17 protein-coding genes and 2 pseudogenes are annotated in these 22,660 nt (G+C 63.5%); 7 read left to right on the top strand and 12 right to left on the bottom strand.

Features of this window, described 5'->3' with window-relative positions; all coding sequences use genetic code 11:
• Positions 1-34: 34 nt before the first annotated feature.
• Positions 35-370, bottom strand: a pseudogene (locus tag QZ634_RS05710) (IS1634 family transposase); the annotation flags it as partial.
• Between the two features lie 117 nt (positions 371-487).
• On the opposite strand from QZ634_RS05710, the gene QZ634_RS05705 reads away from it, so the two are divergent.
• A protein-coding gene (locus QZ634_RS05705; RefSeq protein WP_291986322.1) for an IS3 family transposase occupies positions 488-2,052 on the top strand; the annotation gives its coding sequence in 2 pieces (ribosomal slippage) (positions 488-929 and positions 929-2,052; 1,566 coding nt in all).
• 473 nt (positions 2,053-2,525) lie between these two features.
• On the opposite strand, the gene QZ634_RS05700 is transcribed toward QZ634_RS05705, so the two are convergent.
• From QZ634_RS05700 to QZ634_RS05680, 5 genes and pseudogenes are all read right to left on the bottom strand, one after another.
• Positions 2,526-5,006: a P-loop NTPase fold protein gene (locus tag QZ634_RS05700; RefSeq protein ID WP_291986320.1), complete on the bottom strand. Its 2,481-nt coding sequence runs from the start codon at positions 5,004-5,006 to the stop codon at positions 2,526-2,528.
• 254 nt (positions 5,007-5,260) lie between these two features.
• Complete coding sequence (locus QZ634_RS05695) at positions 5,261-6,556, bottom strand: ISL3 family transposase (RefSeq protein ID WP_291985253.1); 1,296 nt, start codon at positions 6,554-6,556, stop codon at positions 5,261-5,263.
• A gap of 311 nt (positions 6,557-6,867) precedes the next feature.
• Positions 6,868-7,062 (bottom strand): hypothetical protein, encoded by a 195-nt coding sequence (locus QZ634_RS05690; RefSeq protein ID WP_291988113.1) that lies wholly within the window; start codon positions 7,060-7,062, stop codon positions 6,868-6,870.
• Positions 7,049-7,324: pseudogene (locus tag QZ634_RS05685) on the bottom strand (IS110 family transposase); the annotation flags it as partial. The pseudogene QZ634_RS05685 and the gene QZ634_RS05690, both read right to left, overlap by 14 nt.
• A gap of 599 nt (positions 7,325-7,923) precedes the next feature.
• Positions 7,924-9,282, bottom strand: a complete 1,359-nt coding sequence (locus tag QZ634_RS05680; protein WP_291986318.1) for an IS1182 family transposase — start codon at positions 9,280-9,282, stop codon at positions 7,924-7,926.
• 155 nt (positions 9,283-9,437) lie between these two features.
• Here QZ634_RS05680 and QZ634_RS05675 point away from each other — a divergent pair, with 155 nt between their 5' ends.
• The 3 genes from QZ634_RS05675 to QZ634_RS05665 all read left to right on the top strand — a co-directional run bounded on the left by QZ634_RS05675 (position 9,438) and on the right by QZ634_RS05665 (position 11,583).
• Entirely contained in the window at positions 9,438-10,469 is a 1,032-nt protein-coding gene (locus QZ634_RS05675; RefSeq protein ID WP_291986316.1) for an IS110 family transposase, read from the top strand.
• A 422-nt stretch (positions 10,470-10,891) separates the two neighbouring features.
• Complete coding sequence (locus QZ634_RS05670; protein ID WP_291986314.1) at positions 10,892-11,272, top strand: hypothetical protein; 381 nt, start codon at positions 10,892-10,894, stop codon at positions 11,270-11,272.
• A gap of 140 nt (positions 11,273-11,412) precedes the next feature.
• Positions 11,413-11,583, top strand: a complete 171-nt coding sequence (locus QZ634_RS05665) for a hypothetical protein (protein WP_291986312.1) — start codon at positions 11,413-11,415, stop codon at positions 11,581-11,583.
• 115 nt (positions 11,584-11,698) lie between these two features.
• Here QZ634_RS05665 and QZ634_RS05660 read toward each other — a convergent pair whose 3' ends face one another.
• From QZ634_RS05660 to QZ634_RS05635, 6 genes are all read right to left on the bottom strand, one after another.
• Entirely contained in the window at positions 11,699-12,775 is a 1,077-nt protein-coding gene (locus tag QZ634_RS05660) for a lipocalin-like domain-containing protein (protein WP_291986310.1), read from the bottom strand.
• Between the two features lie 18 nt (positions 12,776-12,793).
• Positions 12,794-15,346 (bottom strand): ABC transporter permease, encoded by a 2,553-nt coding sequence (locus QZ634_RS05655; RefSeq protein WP_291986308.1) that lies wholly within the window; start codon positions 15,344-15,346, stop codon positions 12,794-12,796.
• A gap of 16 nt (positions 15,347-15,362) precedes the next feature.
• On the bottom strand, positions 15,363-16,028 hold the full coding sequence (locus QZ634_RS05650; RefSeq protein WP_291986306.1) for an ABC transporter ATP-binding protein: 666 nt from the start codon (positions 16,026-16,028) through the stop codon (positions 15,363-15,365).
• A 23-nt stretch (positions 16,029-16,051) separates the two neighbouring features.
• A complete protein-coding gene (locus QZ634_RS05645; RefSeq protein WP_291986304.1) occupies positions 16,052-17,263 on the bottom strand; it encodes a lytic murein transglycosylase in 1,212 nt (403 codons plus the stop codon).
• A gap of 130 nt (positions 17,264-17,393) precedes the next feature.
• On the bottom strand, positions 17,394-17,801 hold the full coding sequence (locus QZ634_RS05640) for a hypothetical protein (protein WP_291986302.1): 408 nt from the start codon (positions 17,799-17,801) through the stop codon (positions 17,394-17,396).
• A gap of 465 nt (positions 17,802-18,266) precedes the next feature.
• A complete protein-coding gene (locus QZ634_RS05635; RefSeq protein ID WP_291986300.1) occupies positions 18,267-18,998 on the bottom strand; it encodes a hypothetical protein in 732 nt (243 codons plus the stop codon).
• A 111-nt stretch (positions 18,999-19,109) separates the two neighbouring features.
• Here QZ634_RS05635 and QZ634_RS05630 point away from each other — a divergent pair, with 111 nt between their 5' ends.
• From QZ634_RS05630 to QZ634_RS05620, 3 genes are read left to right on the top strand one after another with little or no spacing between them, the layout of a single operon-like run.
• A complete protein-coding gene (locus QZ634_RS05630; RefSeq protein WP_291986297.1) occupies positions 19,110-20,540 on the top strand; it encodes a coniferyl aldehyde dehydrogenase in 1,431 nt (476 codons plus the stop codon).
• Complete coding sequence (locus QZ634_RS05625; protein WP_291986295.1) at positions 20,537-21,040, top strand: hypothetical protein; 504 nt, start codon at positions 20,537-20,539, stop codon at positions 21,038-21,040. Before QZ634_RS05630 ends, QZ634_RS05625 begins: the two co-directional genes overlap by 4 nt.
• On the top strand, positions 21,040-22,647 hold the full coding sequence (locus QZ634_RS05620; protein ID WP_291986293.1) for a GMC family oxidoreductase: 1,608 nt from the start codon (positions 21,040-21,042) through the stop codon (positions 22,645-22,647). The genes QZ634_RS05625 and QZ634_RS05620 overlap by 1 nt, the downstream gene beginning before the upstream one ends.
• The last annotated feature ends 13 nt before the right edge of the window (positions 22,648-22,660 follow it).

Below are 22,660 nucleotides of genomic sequence, written 5' to 3'. Positions count from 1 at the left end.
GATCATCAGAACATCAAATCGGGTGACCACACTCATCCTGGTCGATCAAGGGGCGCAAAAGACCGGCCAGGACCTTATCCATCGTCTCTGCGCAGTCTGCCAGCGTATCCATGGTGCGCAACAGATGCTGATGGGTGACCGACTCGGTGGCGACTTCGGGAACGCGGGTGCCTTCCAGCCAGCGCAGGATGCCCAGCTTCGATTCCGGATCGCACAGGCGGTTGAAGACCATCACCCGCAACAAGCGCTCGGCGTCGAACTGGCGGCGGTTGCGCAATACCCGGCGGAAGGCATCGGCGAAGCCCAGTTCCTGCCACAGGGCGGTAAGCAGCCAGGTGTCGCCGACCGACAGCGCCGGCGCGAAGGACACGTCACCGGTGCCCTCTTCAAGGGACGGCTTGCCTGCTGCGCGCAACAGGCCCCCTGTGTCAGACTACTTGTCGCCTTGATAGGATCTGAACCATGGGGGCGATAGTGAGGACAAGAAGTGGCACGTTACGGACAAGCAATGAAGGATCGAGTGTTGGCGCGGCTATTGCCGCCGGAGAGTGTGGCGATAGAGGCCTTGGCGCAAGAGGTCGGCATTTCGGTGACCACGTTGGAGCGTTGGCGGGGTGAGGCGCTGACCAGGCCCGCTCGCGAGCGGGCCTGGTCAGCGGCCGGCCGGCTGGAGGCGGTGGTTGCCACGGCGGCGCTGGATGAGGCGGGACAAAGTGCCTGGTGCCGGGAGCATGGCGTTTATCCCAGCGAACTCGAACGCTGGCGGCAAGGCGCGACCGAAGCCCTTGCCGATCCCGGTGAAGCACGCGCCAGCCAGGGAGAGACGCGAGCCGACAGAAAGCGCATCAAGGAACTGGAACGGGAACTGCTGCGCAAGGACAAGGCGCTGGCCGAAACCGCCGCGTTACTGGTGCTCTCAAAAAAGCTCTCGGCGATCTTCCCGGGGGGCGCGGACGAATGATCCGTCTGGAAGATCGCCAAACTCTCGTGGCCCACATCGACGATGCACACCAGGCCGGCGCCCGGCTGGCCAAAGCGTGCGAGATCGTCGGTATTGATGCGCGTACTTGCCAGCGCTGGAAGGCGGGCGTCGGCCTGCAACGCGGCGATGGTCGGCCCCTGGCTGAGCGACCCACGCCCGCGCACGCACTGACCGAGACCGAGCGTGCCGAAATCGTCAGCGTCGCCAACGAGCCGCGCTTCGCCGCCCTGCCGCCCGCCCGCATCGTGCCTGCCTTGGCCGACGAAGGGCGCTTTATTGCCAGCGAATCAAGCTTCTACCGGGTCTTGCGCGAACACGATCAAGTGCGCCATCGCGGTCGCGCGCAGGCGCCATCCGCTACCCCCAAGCCGCCCACGACGCAGATTGCCACCGGCCCACGTCAGGTCTGGTGCTGGGATATGACCTATCTGCCCACGCAGGTCATCGGACAGTGGTTCTACCTCTACCTGATCCTGGACTTGTATAGTCGCAAGATCGTCGGCTTCACGGTCGAGGTCAAGGACGATTCCGACCACGCCGCTCACTTGGTTAAACGTACCGCTCTGGCCGAGGGAATCCATTCCCTGGCGTCCAAACCGGTTTTGCACGGTGACAATGGCTCAACCCTGAAGGCCACCACGGTCCTGGCGATGCTGCATTGGCTGGGGATCAAACCGTCGTACTCACGACCGCGGGTGTCCGACGACAACGCCTATGCCGAGGCGCTATTCCGTACCGCAAAGTACCGGCCGGAATTCCCCGCCAGAGGCTTCGAGACCATCGAACAGGCACGCCTCTGGGGAAGCGACTTCGTGCGCTGGTACAACACGGAGCACCGCCATAGCGGCATTCGCTATGTCACCCCAGAGCAACGTCATGCCGGCGACGATGAGGCTCTCTTGGCGGCCCGTCATCTGCTCTACGAAGACGCCCGTGCGAAGCACCCGGCACGTTGGAGCCGACACACTCGGAATTGGTCGCCCATCCGTGCCGTGGCGCTCAACCCGGAACAGGATGCCGTCGTGGCGGCGGCAACCAGTACGGCCAAAAGTATGCCATTGGCAGCATGAACTCAGGCGACAAGTATCTTGACATGCACCGCAGGCCATTGACCAGCGAGTCGGCTTCGCCGGCGCGCACGGCTTCGATCCGCCCGAGGGTAGCGATGACTCGTTGGCGGGAGACGCCGCCCGCGTCGCGGTAGGCCTCGACGAGCTTCACGTAGCGCCGCGGCCCCGACGTGGTGATCTTTACGAACATGTCGCTACTGTAGCGCCCAGAAAACCTATAGGCAATAGCCTAAAGGAAATAACGTGTCACTACATGGCCATTCCCGGCAAAACACTAACGCATTGTTTTTGCAAGCCTTGGGGCGTCATTTATGCGTTTAGCACGCGAAAAGTGTCGAACTCGGGGGGTAGGGAAAATTGCGCCCCGGCACGAAGCAAGCCGCGGATAGGGGTCGTTCGGGCCTAAAAACGGCGGGACTAGTCATGCGTACCGCAGGCATCTCGCTTCACGGAGTGCATCAGAAACCCGCCAGTCATGGATTCGATAGCAGCCCAAACAGCTTGTCCATGTAGACCTCGTCGGAAAAACGCTTCGGCATCGTATTTTTCTTTGGCCACAGCACTTTTTCCGATTCGGTGAGCGCTTCGCCAGCTAGGATCTTAGCCAACACTTCGGGCCTATTTCCCCGCGCCACATACTGACTGTAACTTCTCCGGATCGCGGGATCGGAAGCCGAGAGGCGATAAGCGTCGTACCATTCCTTTCCGGCTTCGTCGTCGTAATCGAACGCAAAAAGCAGTGTGGCATAGTTGTGTCGGACAGCCGCCTCGTCATCGCGTGAAAAATTGAACGTCCCCCACAGGGCCAGAATTTGCCGATAGATCTCCATTGCTTGTAAACGCTGTTCGCGGAACTCCTGGCGCCCCGCCATCGAATCGGCGAAAACACGCAATCGCTCATACAGATAGTCGGGCGAGCCTAAATAGGCTTTTTGGCAGGCGATTTCCAGGATTTCTTTCGCGAGGTCGAAACTCCCAGTGCTGACAGCAAGCAGGATCGAATTCCCAAATACTTGGAAATCGGTTGGGGCATTCCTGATGTTGGCACGGATTTTATCTTTTTCATCGTCGCTCAGAACAGCTTGTTGGCCATTCGTTGCACCTAATTGCATAGAAAGCAGTTGGGTTCGCTCGGGCTTGAAATCGGCGCACTGCTCCCTCAGGGTTTCCAATAGTTTCTCCGCGTCACGGTACGAGGACGCCTGCTTTGTGTCCAGGATGAAGCTCACGTAATTCTGCATGTTATTAGGATGATTCGGGCGTAGCTGCAGGGCAAATCGAAAGAGCTGATCGGCGAAGGGCCATACGCGAAAGCGTTCCGCATCGACGGCCATATTCCCGACCTCATCGGCCCGGTGCGAGGGTATGGCCGTCATATCGTCGCCGGCTAATGCGGCGGCTGACAAGTAGTATTCAAGTTTCTTTTTCGGGTCTGGCTCACTCTGCCCAGAATAATAAAGCTGCATGAATTTAGAATCGATGCCTTCCTCGGTTTGAGGCATAAAGTCTGGCTTGTCGAAGCGAAAACTACTTGCCCGAGGCGGAATGGATTCGCTTATAGCTCGATCATTGCTTTCCCTTGGAGCATACAACCAATAGGGAGGCTCGGCGAGAAAGGAAACGAGGCGATAATCCACCGGGTTCATGAAGTGCTCATCCCGATAGGATTCCCGCATCCGCTTTAGCGAAAATTCGAGCCATTCCTTGTCAGGGTCGTGTTGATCCATCTGTGTTTCTGTTTCGTAGGTGCGGCAAATTTCTTCCAGTTGCCTCCAGACGTTGGCCGGCCCGTGGTGGTTACCCAGCACCGATGGGCGAAAATAGTCCTGGTAGAACGACGGCCAACTATATGCCAGAACCTCGGTCTTGATCAGCCTGCGTATGTCGTCGCTGTTCGCCTCTGATTTTTCACCCTGAAATTTGGTCGCAAGTTTCGGCCGGATGGCATTCAAGAGGCGCTTGATGGCCCTAGGCGTTGCGTGTATCAGGCCTTTCTGCAGGTAAACGAGATTGTCACCGATTTGCCGCGAGACCGAATCATCGTATCCGCCCACGAGACTTTTCACAAAAGAATTTAACGCTTTCCCTTCCAGGTTCCCCAGGGTAATACTGTGCTGCAGATATTTTTCCAAGGCATAATCGGGTTCGTTGGCTAAATGCACCAGTTTTTTTATCGCCTCGAGCAACCAGTTCCGATTGATCGCCAGCACAAAAAACAGGTTGTGCACATCGGCCCATTCGTGCGTGGTCTGCAGGACCCGTTCGACGGTCTCCACGGGACAGCGGTCGAGGTCGTCAATAAAGTACACGACGACCCTGGGCTGCTCCTTGGTGACTTCTGTCTTTCCCAAGAACACATCGGAAAGCAACAAAGGCACTTCCGTCAAGGTCATCAGTGCTTCCGCTGCCTGGCTCGTCGCCTGCAACTTCGAAAGGCTTGCGGCGAACTCAGATACATTTTTGCCCGACGCGTTGTCGAGCAGATGGGCACAAATGGGATGTCCACTTTTTTCCAAGGCGTCGACCAGTCGCAAGGCAAGGGTATGGCGGACGCTGACATTGCTGTATGCATAGGCCGACGCGACATAGGTGGAAAAGATTACTGAATCGCTCTTTCCATGGCTGGCTGCGATTTCCTCTACTTTGACTTTCAGCATCCTAAGAAAACTGCTCTTGCCGGCGCCCCAATCGCCGAATATTCCGAAGGTCATCCCTGGCGCGGGACTATCTTTGTCGGCTAGAGGGGTGGCGATCTGCTGGGCGATATCCCCCAATTGCTGCCAGATCTCACGATCCCCTTCTCGCCATATAGCATCCTCCGAATCCCGGAGAATCGGGCGATCATCAAGAAACCACCACTTCTTACGACTTATCGTCTCTTCGGGCTTGTTTGCGTGGCCGCCGGTGTCCCTAATCACGGAAGAGCCGAGGTCTATTGCGTCTTCGTCTGGCATGATGTTCTCGTTCGGAATTAAAAAGTGACACTATTGGAATAGATTCGGCGGCTGGTATCCTACATGGTCGCCCCTTGGTTTGCCAAGCATTAAATTGGTGATGGTTTGAAGGGTAAAGATGGCAGCCATACATTCTGACTTTGATCGAGGCGATGCCTCTGCCCGTGATGGAATTTGCTGGTCGATGCCTCATCAGTCGGACGCGCTCGAAACGCGAGGCTGCTATGAGGTTGAATCGACCACGGTCTTAGGGTTTAGGTCGTTTCGTGTGGAACGGGCAAGAATGGGGCGAAGGGCGAGGCGGGCAAATGAGTGAGCTTTCCAGCGATGAGGTAGGCCATGGCGATGAAGTTTTCGACGCGGCGATAGCCGCGTGCCCTTGCGCGCGCCTCCTGGAGCGCTCGATTCATCGCTTCGACACGGCCATTGTGTTTGCCGGGGTGAAAACCGTTGAGTACGCCAGGAAGGTGCTTGCTGATCGTCCGTCCGAGGCGCTTGAACGGTTCGAGTCGGCAGCGGCTGGCCCAACTGAGCCAGCGCTTGAGCAGGGGCTTGGCCTCGTCAGGTGTCGTGGCGGTGGCGTAGATGGAGCGCAGCGCCTGCTTGATCCGCCAGGCCCGTGCGGTCTTGAGGTTCGAGCGCTGCAACCAGTACATGGTGTCGGTTTGCTTGACGGTCCAGTCGGCGGGTTTCTTGTGCAGGCCCCAGCGGGTGCCTTTGAGTTCGGGCGCGGTCTTGACCTCGGCGCGTCGCACCTCGTCCAGCGCCGTGCTGCTCAGAGCGACCACGTGGAAGCGGTCGAAACAGACCTCGGCTGCTGGAAAGTGCTCGGCGGCGCCGGCCTGGAACGAGCCGCTCATGTCCATGCTGACATGGGTGATCGCGGTGGGCTGGCCACCATGCTCGGTAAGGTCGCTGGCGAACTTTCCGAGCGTGGCCTTGTCTCGGCCCGGCGTGGCAAACAGCAGACGCTGCGCGTCGAGGTCATAAAAAACAGAGATATACGTCTGGCCGCGTTTACTGGCGGTCTCATCGACGCCGATCGCGCGAACCCTGGCATGACTTTCCTGGGCGCGCGCCCGGCCCACATGATGATTGATCACGCGCCACAGTCTGCGACTGCGCACGCGCAGCAGTCGGCCAGCTGCCAAGACCGACATGGTCGGCGCCAGCATCAACGTCAAGGCCTCGAACAGCAGCGTGAAGCGGCTCCCTTCACGCGCCCAGGGAACAGGAATCTGCGTGACCTTGCCGCAACCGGCACAGGCCACTCGCGGCACCTCGGCATGCAGGTGGGCTTCGTACTGAAAGAAATCCATATGGCGCCAGGAACGCGCCAAGCGGTCATGCAGCGGCTGCGCCGCCGCACCGCAAGCCGGGCAAGCATGAATGGCTGCGCCAAATCGGACCTGGAAATCGATCCGTCCGGACTCTGGCTTGAAGATGACCTCAGCTACCTGCCAAGGAGCAACGAGACCCAGAGCCTGGGTGAACAGCGTTTCAATCATGAGGAACCGGTCGCGAGAGGAAAGACCGCCATTGTCCTCCATGCCGAGGGCGGCAGACTGCCTTCCTCGGCCCGGAGCAAGCGTAAGCAAGCGGGCAGCGATGTAAAGGGTTCGGCTGCGCCCGGACTGCGTCCGCCCTTGACATCACCGCTCCCTCAAAACGCGAAACCCATCGCCGGTTCCACACGAAACGACATAGAGCCCGGTCTTACCTGTCTTGCCAGAACGTCATGATAGCCTGAGCAATCGGTCGGGTTACTCCTCTACAAAAAGCGCTGGCGCTGCGGTGCCGCAGGGTTGTCCACAGGCGCTCGCGAGCGCCTGTGGACAACCCGTGTTCATTCCGCTGACGGTTAATAGCCCGGCTGATAGTACCGCTCGTGAGTCAGGAGCGCCCCGGCGATGCGGGCGTTCTTGTTCGCCACGGCCACTGCTGCCACGTTCTTGTTGCGCCGCCCTATCAGCTGCGCAAGCCAGCTCTGCGCGTAACCCGCCTTGCGCTTGGCTACCCGGATCGCTGCCCGAGCAGCGTGGATCAGCAGGGTCATTCAAATTCACCTTGCCGTAAGGCTTCACGAACTGCGGGGTCATGAGCTCTGCCGTATGCCCGAACGCTCCCACCTTCCGCGCCCAGTGATGCGCGCTGCCGCACGCTTCCATGCCAATCCGGCATAGTGGCAGGTTGGCAAAGAACGGCGCCACCTGCTCACGCTTGAACTACTTCTTGAGCACGGCGTTGCGTCGTTCGTCCACAGCATGTATCTGGATCACGTTCTTTGCCAGATCGATACCAACTGTCGTAATCTTCATCTGAGTCGCCTCTCCTGATAGGTGGAAATACCGCATCTCCACGTTGGCACTCAGATGCCGTTTCGCGAAGGGGCGACCATCTCATTAGTCGGACTTTATGCCGGCTAAGCCAGCATGTTTCACCATGCGCAACAAGAAAGCCGGACTTCCTCGATTTTCCGGTTTTTCCGAGGGTTTCCGCTCCAATGAAGATACCCGTCCGAGTAGCCATTGACTAGAATCGCCAGCACCGTCGCCGGGTGGTAGGATCTGGAACCGCGCCCAGAGCACTGCGGCGTCAGCTTAGAAAGATCCCGCAGATCGATAAGCTCGACAAAGCAGCGGGCCAGATGATCCTGATTCAGCCAATCGACCACCCATGGCGGTAGCAGACAGTCGGTCTGGCGGTCAGCGACGGATACAGTTAGATATGCGACGACGCCGCTACTCGCAGGGGTATGATTATATATTATGCAGATATGCCGCCGGGAAAATATGACAAGATGCTAGCAGCCTGTCGGACTGACCGCCGGCCTGGCCGGCGCGTTTCACCATACGCGACAGAAAAGCCGGATTTCGTCGGTTTTCAGGCTTTTCCGAGGGTTTTCCCCTCATTTTCCCTACTGCAGGCGCAATACGGCCAGGCGCTTCAAATTCCACGCCATGCAAACCAACGTCCACTCGCCGGTGACCTTGTTCAAACCGCGCAGCGAGAAGCGGCGAAAGCCCATCACCGACTTGATGATCCCGAACACCGGTTCGATGGTCTGCTTGCGTAACGCATAGCGCGCCCGTCCTGCCTGGGTCTTCAGGCGATGAGACATGGCCTGCACGGGGGTGGCATTGTCGGGCAAGGCTGCCGGCTCACTGTGGCGCTGCCGCCAGCCCGGGTGGTGCTCGTCACGAGCGACGGCGATCAGGGGATCGATGCCGGCCGCCTCACACGCCTTGATGTTCTTCTCGCTGCAGTAGCCGCTGTCAGCGATCAGACATTCCACGGCGCCGAGCACCACCGCCTGCGCCTTGAGGGTCGCCAGCATCGGCTCGACTTGCTGTTTGTCGTTGGGCGCTTGCGTGACCCCGGTGGCGACGATCAGCATCGTTGCCGCATCGGCCGCCGCCTGGGCGTTGTACGCCTGTTCGAAGCCGCCACCGGCCACCGGCAGGATGCGTGACTCTTCGTCAGTCAGATTGAGCTGATCTTTGTCCCGCGGTCCAGGCTCGGGCGCCCTGGGCGGCTTGCCGCCCGGCTTCTTGCCGGTGGCCTTTTCCTTGGCGGCGCGGCAGGCCATCTTCTCGTCGTATTCGGCCTTCTCACGCTGATCGCGCTCCTTGGCCCGGGCGACTATCGTGGCCTTGGCGGCGGCCATGGCCGCCAGCCGATCTTCGCGACGCTTGAGTTCCTCGGGCAGGCTGACGCCATTCGGGATATCGGCTCGATCCGCTTGTTCCGCCAGCGCCAGCAGTTCCTGAATTTCGGCCTTGAGCTGCACTTCCAGCTTTTCGATGTACCCGTGCGACAACGCACTGTGCCGCGAGGCGTTGGCTTCGATCTTCGTGCCGTCAAGGCAGATGTTCCCCACCTTGAGCACCTTCATTTCCTTGGCCATTTCCAGGACCTGCAGAAACAGGTCGCTCAGTTCGTCAAGGAAACGTCGGCGGAAGGCCGCCAGGCTGTCGTGATCGGGATGCCGGTTGGCGGCAAGAAAGCGGAAGGCGACCGAATCGTAGGTGGCCTGCTCCAGCCTGCGGCTCGAGAAGACACCGGTGGCGTAGCCATAGACCAGAATCGCCAGCAGCGTCGCCGGGTGGTAGGCCTTCGATCCGCGCCCCGCGTACTGACGCGTCAGCTTCGACAGATCCAGCTGGTCGATCACCTCAACAATGAAGCGCGCCAGATGGTCCTGGTTCAGCCAATCGTCCACCGACGGCGGCAGCAGATAGTCGGTCTGGCGGTCAGCGACGATAAAGTTGGACATGCGATGACTCGGTTGCTCGAAAAAGTATGATTATAGCATGTTCGGTTCTGGCGCCGGGAAAGTCCGACTAATGGGATGGTCGCCCCTTCCCGAAACGGCATCTGAGTGCCAAAGTGGAGATGCGATATTTCCACCCACCAGGAGAGGCGACCGAGATGAAGATTACGATAGTTGGCATCGATCTGGCAAAGAACGTGATCCAGGTGCATGGTGTGGACGAACGAGGAAAGCCCGTGCTCAAGAAACAGTTCAAGCGTGAGCAGGTGGCGCCGTTTTTTGCCAACCTGCCACCATGCCTGATCGGCATGGAAGCGTGCGGCAGCGCGCATCACTGGGCGAGGAAGCTGGAAACGTTCGGGCACACGGTAAAGCTGATGGCCCCGCAGTTCGTGAAGCCTTACGTCAAGACGAACAAGAATGACGCCGCAGATGCCGAAGCAATCTGCGAAGCCGTGGGCCGGCCCAATATGCGCTTCGTTCCCATCAAGAACAGTGAGCAACAGGCAGTATTGGCGATGCATCGTGCCCGCCAGGGCTTCGTCAAGGCGCGCACGGCGCAGGCCAATCAGATCCGCGGTCTGTTGGGCGAATACGGGATCATCGTCCCGCAGGGGATCGGCTACATCGCCAAGCGTCTACCGGATATTCTGGAGGACGGTGAGAACGGACTGCCGGGCGCTTTTCGTCAGTTGCTGCATCGACTCGGGGACCACCTGAAGGAGCTCGACCGCCAAGTGGGCGAACTGGAGGTCCAGATCCAGAGCTGGCACCGGGAAAGCGAGGGGAGTAAGAAGCTCGCACAAATCCCGGGTATCGGTCCGATCACGGCGAGCGCGCTGGTGGCATCAATCGGGGATGCGAAGAGTTTCGAGAATGGACGGCAACTGGCAGCCTGGCTGGGATTGGTCCCCAAGCAGCACTCCAGTGGTGGCAAACAGTTGCTTCTGGGCATCAGCAAGCATGGCGACACCTATCTGCGCACTCTGCTGATCCACGGTGCTCGGGCAGTGATCCGTGTGGCCGAGCGCAAGGCGAGTTACGCGCAGAGCTGGCTGGCGCTGCTGATCGGGCGGCGCAACAAGAACGTGGCAGCAGTGGCCCTGGCAAACAAGAATGCCCGCATCGTCTGGGCGCTACTGGCTCACGAGCGGGACTATCAGCCCGCCTATGAACCGTCGGCGGCATGAACACGGGTTGTCCACAGGCGCTCGCTCGCCAGCGTATGAGGCGCGCTCGCGAGCGCCTGTGGACAACCCTGCGATATCGCAGCACCAGCGCTTTTTGTAGAGGAGTAACCCCCACCGATTGCTCAGGCGATCATGACGTGATGGCAAGACAGGTAAGACCGTGGTCGATTCAACCTGATAGCAGCCTCGCGCTTCGAGCGCGTCCGACTGATGAGGCATCGACCAGCGAATTCCATCAGGGACAGAGGCATCGCCTCGATCAAAGTCCGAATGTATGGCTGCAATCTTTACCCTTCAAACCGTCACCAATTGAATGCTTGGCAAACCAAGGGGCGACCATGTAAGGCTGCTAGAGTGTGTTGTCATTCAAGCCAGCCATATTATGGGAGCGGCGAGGGCGACGAAGCTGAGAAGGGTTCGGCGTGCTTATCGTAGCGAGTAGTGACACGGCGAAATTGCTTGATCGCGCGGGAGGAACGTTCGACGATATTGCGGTTCTTGTAGAGATGGTTGTCCAAATGGCGTTGGACAAGGCGGCAGCTGCGGGGCGGAATCACGGCTTCATTGTCGTTGGCGTCGAGATGTTCGAGGATGGCGTCGGTGGCGTAGGCCTTATCCGCGCTGGGCGAACCAACGCCAAGGCTATCGGCATGACTCACGAGTACGCCTTGAATAACCGGATCAACGGCAAGAACCGCAACCGCGAGATCATCGCGCTGAAAAACCATGAATTCCCGGTGCTCGAGCGCAACGGCAAGGGCCTGGGTGATGATTCCAGCATCAGCGTCAAACAGGTGCTGTAAGTCGACATCCCCGGGTCACGCCCACGCTGTTCCTCGATCTGGAGGCGGTGCTGAACGCCAGGGGCTTCGGCAATGATCAGATTCCGGCAAAACTCGAAGGTCTGGTCTGTGGTGATGACGCGCCCATCAGTGGGTAGACCATGCCTGCGCTGTTGATCGGCAACGACAACGATTTCCTGGCCACCAGGCCTGGCGGTCTGGCCAAGGCGAACCACTGGTTCGTTTTCGCCTTCGGCGACACCGGTCTCGGCGGCTCAACCTTCGTTCAGCAGTCGATCCGCGCTCGACGCGAGCGGCCAGCTGGGCGCTGAGGGCCGGCGGCCTGCTCGCGGTGGGCGGCATCCGGCGGCGCCGCGTGCGTCCTTGGGCCCGAGGGAGGCTGGCGGCGGCCACATGGCGGACCTGCGCTGGAGCAGGATCAAGCCCCTACAGTTGCAGGCGGCCGGCGTAGCCGGTCATTTCCAGGTAGCCGCGGCCGCTGAGGCTGCCTTCGAGACGGACCAGGCCTTCCCAATAGACCACCGGCGCCGGCCGGCTGGTCGAGAGTTCCTGGTCGTCGAGTACCGGTCGCGTACGCAGCGTCAGCTCGCCGAGTCGTATTTCGATCTGCACCGGGTAGCTTGCGCCGCTGCGCGGCGACGCCCAGTGGCGCAGCGGGTGGAAGGCGACCTCGCTGGCAGCGAACCGGCGTACCTGGCCACCGGCATCGCGCCAGGCGGCGTGCGCAAAAAGCGTTGCGCCCTGTGAATCGCGCATGCGGAAAGCCATCAGCGCGCCACCGTCGTCGAGGTTGATTCCCACCCAGTCCCAGCCGACGGCGTCGCCGCCGAGGATGGCTGTCGACCACTCGTGATCGAACCAGGCGCGGCCGCTGGCCGCCCGGCGCTGGCCGTCGAAGAGCAGTGAGCCGGCGACCTGCAGCTGCGGCCAGCTGACGTAGTAGCTGGCCAGGGCCGCCGCCTGGCCCTTGCGTGAATAGCCGCCATCGCCTTGCAGCAGTAGCGGCTGCGATGGGGTCAGTGTGAAGTCGTACGAGAATTGCGGGCTGTTCATTTGCAGGCGCAGGACTTCGCCGGTGCTGCGCTGTTCGCGGTTCATCCGCCAGGCGCCGATGTGGATGTCGCAGTCGCTGCTCGAGAACGCGGCACCGAGATTGGCGCGCGCGGCGCGCTCGCTGTGCAGCAGACCCTCGCCGGGGAGCGTCAGAGCGGCGTGGGCGAACAGGATCTGGCGCGCAGCGAGCGGCGATTGCAGGTCTTCGGCGTTGCCCGGACGGCTGCGAAAGAAGGTCAGCTGAAAACCAATGTCGGCCTGCGGTACGTCGAGTGCGCCGGTGACGTACCACCATTCGGTGCGGAAATCGGGATGTGCGCCGTGGTCACGCGGGAAAGCGAGTTTGATGCCGGGGGTGACCGGCGCGTAGGTGACTGGCGCTCGCGCGGGCGCCGCGAGCGTCAGCGTCGGCAGCAGCAGGGGAGTGCACAGGAAGCTGCGGCGGCGCACTGTTCGCTCTCCTTTCGCCTACTGCGCGCTGGCCAGGACCTGCGCGACCGGCAGGCGCGTCGCCTGACGCGCCGCGTGGCGACTGGCGAGTACCGCCGCCGCCAGGGTAATCGCCGCGCCGGTAACGAGCGCTGCCCAGGGAATGGCCAGCGCCATTCGCCAGTGAAAGGCTTGCGGATTGACGACGTGGGTCAGGATGGCGCCGATACCGACGCCGCAGGCGAGGCCGATCAGCACGCCGACGGTGGCGATCAGCGCGCCTTCGAGCATGACCGCGCGGCTCAGCATGCGGCGGTCGAACCCCAGCGCGCCGAGCGTCGCCAGCTCGCGCGCGCGCAGCCAGACACTGGCGGCCAGCGTCACCGCCAGTCCGAACAGCCCGATCAGCATCGCCGCCGCTTCGAGCGCGTAGGTCACGGCGAAGCTCTTGTCGAAGATCGACAGGCTCAAGCGGCGAATCTCGGCGCTGTCGGCGACTTCCAATCCGTACTGGTCAGCCCACGGCGCCAGCCAGGCGCTGGCATGCGCTTCTTCTCCGGGCCGCGGCCACAACGCCAGGTCGGTCGGCTGGAAGTCGCCGCCGAGTTGCTGATAATCGTGGCGGCTGATGACCACTGCGCCGAATTGCCGGCCGTAGTCGCGCCAGACGCCGCCGATGAAAACTTCGATCTCGCGTCCCAGCAGTGGCAGGCGCAGCGTTTGGCCGGGTGCCAGGCGATAGATTTCGGCCATCGGTTCGCTGATCCAGACGGCGGGAATGGTGGCCGGCGGCGCGAGCAGCGGCCCGGTGACCGGCAGTCGTGCGGCCGGGTCGCGGCGATCGATTTCGCGGACCAGCAGCGCGACCTGGGGTCGCTGCGGGTCGATGATCAGCGAAGCGTTGGCCATGCGCTCGACCCTGGTGAACGGCGCATCGGGCTGTGCCAGGGCAGCGAGCAGGTCCTGCGGCAGCGGTGTCGCCTTGCTGCGCAGGTAGAGCGGCGCCGGCAGGACGTGATCGAGCCATTGGTCGACGGCGACGCGGAAGCTGGAGACCATGATCACCATGCTGGCAGTCAGCGCGAAGCTGACGATCAGCCCGCTGGCGGCGACCTGGGCCATCAGCGGCGCCTGCGCGACGTTCTGCAGGGCGATGCGTTGCGGTGCGGGCAGCGCTTGCGCGCTGAGCCAGCCGAAAAGAAGTTGCGTCAGCAGCGGTGCGCTGGCGATGCCCGCGACCAGAACCAGCGCGATCGCCGCATAGCCGGCGAGCGGCAGTGCGAAGAGCGGCGGCAATTGCGCCAGCGCCAACGCGGCCAGCGCCAGGGACAGGGGCAGGCGCAGCCGCGGCAGTCTGGCGCGCGCCGTGTCGGCGTGCGACTGCTGCGCAAAGCCGGTTTTCAGCGCCTGGGCGAGCGGCTGCATGCGGTTCAGGTACGCCGGGTAGCTCGCGCCGGCCAGGCTGGCGAGGCAGCCCAGCGCCAGGAAGACGAGGGCCGGTGCCGGCAGGGGAATGATCAGTGGTGCGCTGCCGGCGAAGTAGCCGCCGCCGAGATCGCCGCCGAGCAAGCGCGTGAAGGCGACGGCCAGCGCGTAGCCGAGGCCGAGTCCGAGCAGCGCCCCCGGTACGCCGATCGCCAATCCTTCGAGCAGGACCTGCAGCAGGCGCATGCGCGGTGACAGGCCGAGGACGCCGAGCAGGGCGAACTGGGTCGAGCGTTGCGCGACGGAGGTCAGCTGCGTGGCAAAGACCAGGAAGGCGCCGGTGAGCAGGGCGACGAGCGCCAGGACGTTGAGGTTGACGCGATAGGCGCGCGAGAGGTTGGAGACGCGTGCGCTGTCGTCGTCGGCAACGCGGATCAAAAGACCCGCCGGGAGTTGCTGCGCCCACTTCTTGCGCCAGGTCGCCAGGTCGCTATCCGGCGCCAGGCGAACGCGGCCTTCGCTGACCGCGTCGACCGGGCCGAAGCGCTCCTGCACCCAGGCAATGTCGGCGACCAGCAGCAGGTCATCCGGACGCGCCGCCGGCAGGTCGCCGGCAAGCGTCGCCGGCCACTGCTGCTCGCCGCGCACCAGGGTCAGCGTGCGGCCCGGGCGCGCGCCCGAGTCGCTGTCTGGCGCGCGTTGGGCAAGTTTGGCGAGCAGCGCCGGCGAGGCATAGACGCCGCCGTTGAAGAGGTTCGGCGCCGCCGCCTGCTCGTTGTGTCGTGGCAGCAGGTCGGGCATGACCGCTGCGGCGCTGAAGACGTCGATGCCGATCAAGGTGACCGGGGTGCGCGCGTTGTCGATGCGTACGCGCGTTTCGATGACCGCAGCGATGACCAGTACCGCCGGGTCGCGCGCGATCGCGTTGAGCGTCGCGAGAGGCACGCTGCCGGCGCTGTCGCGCGCGGCGATCACCGCATCGGGGTCGCCCTGGACGCTCTTCATCGCCCTGGCGAAGTCGGCGAGCGCGGCGTCGTTGATCAGATGAATTGCGTAGCCGAGCGCGACGCCGAGCGCGACGGCGAGCATCGAGAGCAGCGTCGCCGCGCGCCGTGTCGTGAACTGGGCGCGGATCAGCCACCACGAGAGCCTGCTCAGCGCCTGCATCGTGTCCTCGCTGCACTCATTCCAGGAGCCCGTCGGGGGTCAGTGTCAGGATGCGGTCGCAGCATTGCGCGACGTGCTGCGAGTGGGTGACGACCAGCGCGCTGGTGTGCTGCTCGCGGACGCGTTCGAGGAGCAGGGCAAGGACCTCGCCTGCGGTGCGCGGGTCGAGGTTGCCGGTCGGCTCGTCGGCCAGGACCAGCGCCGGATGGTGGACGAGCGCGCGGGCGATGGCCACCCGCTGCAATTCGCCGCCCGACAGTGACGCTGGCCAGCGCGGACCGAAGCTCGCCAGGCCGACGCGCTCGAGCAGCGCGCGCGTGCGCGCTGCATGCTCGCCGGCAGGCAATCCGCAGAGCAGCAGCGGCACGGCAATGTTCTGCGCCACGGTCAGCGTCGGCAGGATGTGAAAGGCCTGGAAAACGAAGCCGATGCTGCGTGCGCGCAAGGCCGCGCGCGCCGTCTCGTCGAGGGCGACGATGTCGAGCGCGTGGGGGCCGATGGCGATCGAACCGCGGTCGGCCGTTTCGAGTCCGGCGATGCAGTTGAGCAGGGTGCTCTTGCCGACGCCGGACTCGCCGACCAGCGCCACGATTTCGCCGGCGGCGATGGTGAAGCCGAGAGCGCTGAACAGCGGCCGGCTGGCCCGGCTGTGCTGCTTGGCGAGGTCGGCAACGCGCAGCATCGATCAGCCTCGGCGTCCGGCGGCTACCTGCCCGCCGCGCTGGCCCGCAAGCTGGTCAGCAGCTTCTGTCCGGCGCGACCATCGGCAGTCATGCCCAGGCGTTGCTGCTCGATCTTGATCGCGTCGCGCGACTTGGCGCCGATCATCCCGTCGACCTCGCCGATCGCGTGTCCGCGGCCAAGCAGCAGGGTCTGCAACTCGCGACGTTCGAGGCGCGAAAGGCCGAGGTCATCGGTCGGCCAGGCGGTGACGAAGCCCTTGCCACCCCTGATCCGATCGGCGAGGTGGGCGATGGCCAGCGCGTAGCTTTCGGCCGCGTTGTAGCCGTAGATCACGTCGAAGTTGCGGAACACCAGGAAGGCCGGGCCCTCCGGGCCGGCTGGCAGGAGCAGTCCGGCGGCGGTATCGGCAGCGGCGAGCGGCTGTCCGTCGGCACGGCGGACGCCGCGCGTCGTCCAGTAGCTGAGCGGACGCTTTTCGCGGCGACCGGAAACGCTGCTGTCGAAGCCGGTCGGCAGCAGGACCTCGTAGCCCCAGGGCTGGCCCTCGCGCCAACCGCCCTTGTGCAGGAAGTTGGCCGTCGAGGCGAGCGCGTCGGGGACATTGCCCATCAGGTCGCGCTTGCCGTCGCCGTCGCCATCGACCGCCAGGCGCAGGAAGGTCGACGGCATGAACTGGGTATGGCCAAAGGCGCCTGCCCACGAGCCGACCAGCTGCTCCGGCTCGATGTCGCCGGAGTCGAGGATCTTCAGCGCACTCAGGAACTCGCCGCTGAAGTACGCCTGGCGCCGTCCGAAGCAGGACAGCGTGCCCAGCGAAGTGAGCAGCGGGCGGCTACCGAAGTTGCGTCCATAGTTGCTCTCGACGCCCCATACGGCGACGATCGTCGCCGGATCGACCTGGTAGCGCTCGCTGGCCATGGCCAGCGTGTCAGCCCATTTGCTGCGCATTTCGAGTCCGTCGGCGACGCGCTCGTCGTCGACCAGGCCGGAGAGGTAGTCCCAGATCGGCGAGCGGAACTCGGGTTGATAGTCGAGAAATTCGAGCACGCTGAGGTCGGGCGACAGGCGGCTCGTCAGGCGCTCGAAGGAGACCGTCGAGATGCCCCTTTTCGACGAGGCGACGGCGCGCAAGGTTTTCATGCACGCGCTGAAGCGGTCGCTTGGATCGCTTTCCTGGGCGGCGACGGCGCTGGTCATCAGCGCCATGGAAAAGGCGAGGCAGGTGATTTTCATGGCTGGTGTGTGATCTTTGAGGGCTGGAAAGGAAGCCTGCGGCCGCGAAGCGCGGCGGGCCGACGGACACCGCCCGCGGCACGCGGCAGCGCCACTGCAGGCTGCGAGTCTGGCAGATACGGGGGGAAGCTCAGCGCTCGCCGGCGGGGGGCGGGCGCCCCGTGGCGCGGCCCTGTTCGCTGCCGGACTGCTGGTCGGGCGTTGTGCTGGCCTGGTACTCGGCATCGCTGATGACTTCGCCCTCGATCACCCGTCCACCGGCCTGCGGCGTCTGATAGCCGCCCTGCCGACTGGCCTCCTCCTGCATGCGCTGGTGCAGGTCGCGCAAGTCCTGGGGCAGGTGGCGTGTCTTCCACTTGAGGTAGGCGAAGACGAGCACGCCGACCACCAGCACGACGCCGAGAGCGAGGATCGAGAACATGAAAGCGACAACCAGCACCAGGACGCCGGCAGCAATCGTCATCAGTCTGCCGAAGACGCTCGTCGGGGGACCTGCCAGAGGCGCTCGGTACGCGGATTGTTGTTCGTTGATTTTCATCGAAATCCTTGTGGATGCCTTCGGTCAGCGATCTGTGCGTTCTCTGCGCAGCCTGTGCATTGTACCCAGCCGACCCAGCCAGGCAGCCCAGGCATTGTAAGGTGTTGGCGGCGAGCCGGCCAGTCCTGGCACGTTCCGGTACATGCTACGCCGGCGCGGTGGGGGCAGTTACGCCGGATGTTGACGACGGGCAAAAAAAGGCCCGCCAAGGGGGGTGGGCGGGCCTGTGCTGCTGCCGCCGCGGCATTCCCAACGAGGGGAGGGGGAGGAGGAACACCACGGCGACGGACGAATACTATCGGCAGCACTGCTCAGGGTCTGTGTGCTCTCTGTTTCACTGTGTGACGGCGTGTAAGAAATCGGCCGATAAATTAAAGTAAGGAACGAAGGAAAGCGTTTAACCTTTTGATAAAAAGATAAACAGCGCTGTTTATCTTGCGGCCAGAGGTGGCTTCCGGCGCGCGCCTAGGTGAGAAAGGGATCGGCTACTCCGTCAAAAAGGCGCCTCAGGAGTTTCTGCTCCTTGGTCTCGATCGACGCCAGGAAGTCGCTTGCCGAGCCCATGCCACGGAAGGCATTGAAGCCACGTTCAAGGAACTGGTGCAGGTCGCCTAGTCCGGCGAGTTGTGCGGGGCGCCGCATCATCTTGAGGAGACTGCTCAGCAGTGGTTTAGCGGCCAGTCTGTCGAGCGCCTCGCCGGTTTCGCGAATCAGCACAATCTGGCGCTGGCGCTCGGCCCGGCAGGCTACGCCGCGGTAGGCCATGGCGTAGCCGACTTCGTTGATCTGCTCGATCCGCCCGGCGCGGCACAGTTCGGCGACCATTGCCGAGTCGAGTTCTTCGGTCAGGGCGTCGAGTTCGACAGCCAGCGCGACGGTGCGCAACGCCGACGCTGGCAGCATCTTGATCAGCAAGGGCAGAATGCGCTCGACTTCCTCGTCGCGGCTGCTGAAATCCTTTGGCCCGTAGAGATCGGAGATGAAAAACTGGGCGGCGGGGCCGAAGCGTGCGCTGGCGAGCAGCTCGGCATGGGTGCGTGCCAGGCGACCGGCTTGCCATTCGCGCAGGTACAGGCGCGCGCGCGCCGCCGCCGGGTCGAAGTTGGCCTGCTGGCGCAGGTGTTTCGCCGCTTTCAGGTGTCGGCGCAGCGCTTCGGCGCATTGCCGTTTCTCGATGGCGGCGGTCGAATCGTCCATGGCGGGAATTATGCCCGGCCGCACGCAGGTTGTTTAGAGGGCTTCGCCTAACGGGAAGCACAGGCGCAACATACACTTTGTCTTGGAAGCAAGTTCAGCAAGGAGTTCCTGATGTCTCATTCCGAGTTGTTGTCCGATGGGTTGGCCGAGCGCTTTGCCATGCAGCAGCGCGCGGCACGCAGCGACCCGAATCCGGATCGCGCGCTGCGCGAACGCCGTCTCGTCGCTCTCGATCGGCTGCTGCGCGACAACGCGGGAGCGATTGCCGAAGCCGTCAGTCGCGACTTTGGTTACCGCTCGCCGGCCGAAACGCGCCTCCTTGAGCTGTTTCCGAGTTACGAAGCGATTCGTCACGCGCGTCGCCATCTGCAGCGCTGGATGCGCCCGCAGCGGCGCGCGGTGTCGCTGTGGTTCCAGCCGGGGCGGGCCGAAGTCCGCTATCAGCCGCTTGGCGTCGTGGGTATCATGGTGCCGTGGAATTACCCCATTTTCCTGGCCGTCGCGCCGCTCGCCGCAGCGCTGGCTGCCGGCAACCGGGCTCTGGTCAAGATGTCCGAGATGTCGCCGAACACCGCTGCCCTGTTCGCCACGCTGGTCGCCAGGACCTTCGCCAGCGACGAGCTGTCGGTGGTCGAAGGTGACGCCAGCGTCGCGCAGGCGTTTTCGCAGCTGCCTTTCGATCACCTCCTGTTCACCGGGTCGACGGCAGTCGGTCACCACGTCATGCGCGCTGCGGCCGACACGCTGACGCCGGTGACGCTCGAACTCGGCGGCAAGTCGCCGGCGATCATCGGTCCAGGGCTGGCGGCGGGCAAGGACTTCGCGCGCGCCGTCGAGCGCATCCTGATCGGCAAGTGCATGAACGCCGGCCAGACGTGTATCGCGCCCGACTACCTGCTGCTGCCTGCCGGCGACGAGCAGGCGTTCATCGACTGCGCCCGCGCTTTCGTGGCCCGCGCCTATCCGCAGCTGGCGACCAACAGCGATTACTCGACGATCATCGACCAGCGTCACTACGCTCGCCTCTGCGCCTACGTCGACGAAGCCAGGGCGAGCGGCGCAAGAGTCGTCGAGCTGGCGCCGGGCGCTGCCGCCGACCCGGCGACGCGCCGCTTGCCGCCGCTGGCGCTGCTCGGCGTCGGCGACACACAGGCGGTCATGCAGGAGGAGATCTTCGGGCCGCTGCTGCCGATTCGGTCGTACCGGCATCTCGACGAGGCGATCGCTTTCGTGAACCAGCGGCCGCGACCGCTGGCCCTGTACTACTTCGACAGCAACGCCGAGCGCATCGACCGGGTGCTCAATGAAACGGTTTCGGGTGGCGTGACGATCAACGATACGATTCTGCACATTGCTCAGGACGACCTGCCGTTCGGCGGCGTCGGCGCCAGCGGCATGGGCCGCTATCACGGCTTCGAGGGGTTCGAGACCTTCTCGGCCAAGAAGGGCGTCTTCCGGCAGTCGCGGCTGTCCGGCATCGGTCTTTTCAATCCGCCATACGGCAGGGTGTTCAAGCTCCTGACGCGGATCATCATGCGATGAACTTCGGGCGTCGGCAGTTCATCCACACCGGCCTGGCGGGCAGCCTGCTGCTGTCTTTCTCGGGTTGGCTCAACGCCGCCGGGGCGCGGCGTTTCAGCGCAGCCGAGCGCGAGATGCTCGGCGCGGTGGTCGACGCCATGCTCGACGGCGTCCTGCCAGCGCAGAGCACGCAGCGGCGGCCACTGGTGGCGCAGACGGTCGATGGCATCGCGACGGCAGTGGCCGGTCTTTCCGCCGCCAGCCAGACCGAGATCGGCGAGCTTTTCGGGCTGCTGGCAATTGCGCCGGCCCGCATGGTGCTTGCCGGCGTCGGCAAGCCGTGGCGCGAAGCGAGCGTCAGCGACGTCGGCGAATTCCTGCAGTCCTGGCGGGACAGCCGTCTTGACCTGCTGCAGGGCGCCTACGGCGCATTGCACGATCTCACCTACGGCGCCTGGTACGGCCGTCCAGACACCTGGGAGGCAATCGGTTATCCGGGCCCCCCGCAAGGGTATTTCTGATGGAAGATCCGATCAGGGTCGGGCTTGCCGCCGGCTGGAAACACGTCGACGCGTCGGCTCTGGCGCACAGCCAGACGATCGATGTCGATGTGGTGATCGTCGGCACCGGTGCCGGCGGCGGGGTCACCGCCGACCTGCTCAGCGCCACCGGCCTGCGCGTCGTCCTCGTCGAAGAGGGGCCGCTACGCTCGTCGAGCGATTTCAAGATGCTCGAAAGCGACGCCTACCCCGAGTTGTACCAGGAATCAGCAGCGCGCAAGACCGCCGACAAGGCCATCAACATCCTGCAGGGGCGCTGCGTCGGCGGTTCGACAACGGTCAATTGGACCAGCAGTTTCCGCACCCCGCCCGAAGTCTTCGCCTTCTGGCAGCGCCACTTCGGGCTGCAAGAGCTGAGCGCCGAGTCGATGAGCTCGTGGTTCGCGGTCATGGAGCACAAGTTGTGGGTGCGTCCCTGGGATACGCCGCCGAACGCGAACAACAAGGTTCTCGCTGCCGGTGCCGAGAAGCTCGGTATTGCCGTCGGCAGCATCAAGCGCAACGTCAAGGGCTGCTGGAACCTTGGTTATTGCGGTATGGGTTGCCCGACCAACGCCAAGCAGTCGATGTTGCTGACCACCATTCCTGCAGCGTTGAACCGTGGCGCGACGCTTTATACCCGGCTGCGCGCCGAGCGTCTGCGCTTCGCCGGCAGCCAGGTTTCGGCGCTCGACTGCAGCGCGCTGCAGCCTGACGGCATCCACCTTTCCGGCCGGCAGGTGCGTTTTCGTGCCCGCCACTTCGTCGTTGCCGGCGGCGCCATCGGCAGCCCGGCGCTGCTCATGCGCAGCAGCGTTCCCGATCCCTACCGCCTGCTCGGCAAGCGTACTTTCCTGCACCCGGTGGTGATTTCCTCGGCACTGATGGACGATCGCGTCGACGCCTACGCCGGCGCACCACAGTCGATCTACAGCGATCACTTTCTGCACCAGGCGCCGATCGACGGCGCGCTGGGTTTCAAGCTCGAAACGCCACCGCTGCATCCGGTCCTTTATGCGACGACGCTGCAGGGCTACGGCGAGGCGCACGCCCGTCTGATGGGCGATTTCACCAAGGTTAACGTCGTCCTGGCGCTGTTGCGCGACGGCTTCAACCCCGCAAGCCGCGGCGGCCGCGTCCGCCTCGGCGCTGGCCGCCTGCCGGTGCTCGACTACCCGCTCGGCGAGGTGATCTGGGAGGCGGCACGTCGGGCCTTGCTGGCCATGGCCGAGATTCAGTTTGCCGCCGGCGCGCGCTGGGTGACGCCGGTGCACGAGACGGCGCCGGGTTATACGAGCTGGGCCGCGGCGCGGAAAGGGATCGCCGAGCTGCCGCTGAGGCCTTTCCTTTGCCGGGTGGTCAGCGCGCACGTGATGGGTGGGTGTGGAATGGCCGATGCACCGCATCGCGGCGTCGTCGACCACCGCGGGCGACACTTTTGGCTCGATAATCTGTCGGTGCTCGACGGTTCGGTTTTTCCGACCAGCCTGGGCGTCAATCCGCAGCTTTCGATCTACGGCCTGGTCGCACGCAATGCCAGCTTGCTGGCCGCCGAGCTGTCGGGCCAGCCGCTTCCCGCCATCCCCTGAAGGAGTCCATACT

The sequence above is a fragment of the Candidatus Accumulibacter sp. ACC007 genome (assembly GCF_907163205.1).
GTDB lineage: Bacteria > Pseudomonadota > Gammaproteobacteria > Burkholderiales > Rhodocyclaceae > Accumulibacter > Accumulibacter regalis.
The sequence above is the reverse complement of the archived record's forward strand: the minus strand, read 5'-3'. Positions and strand labels throughout refer to the sequence as shown.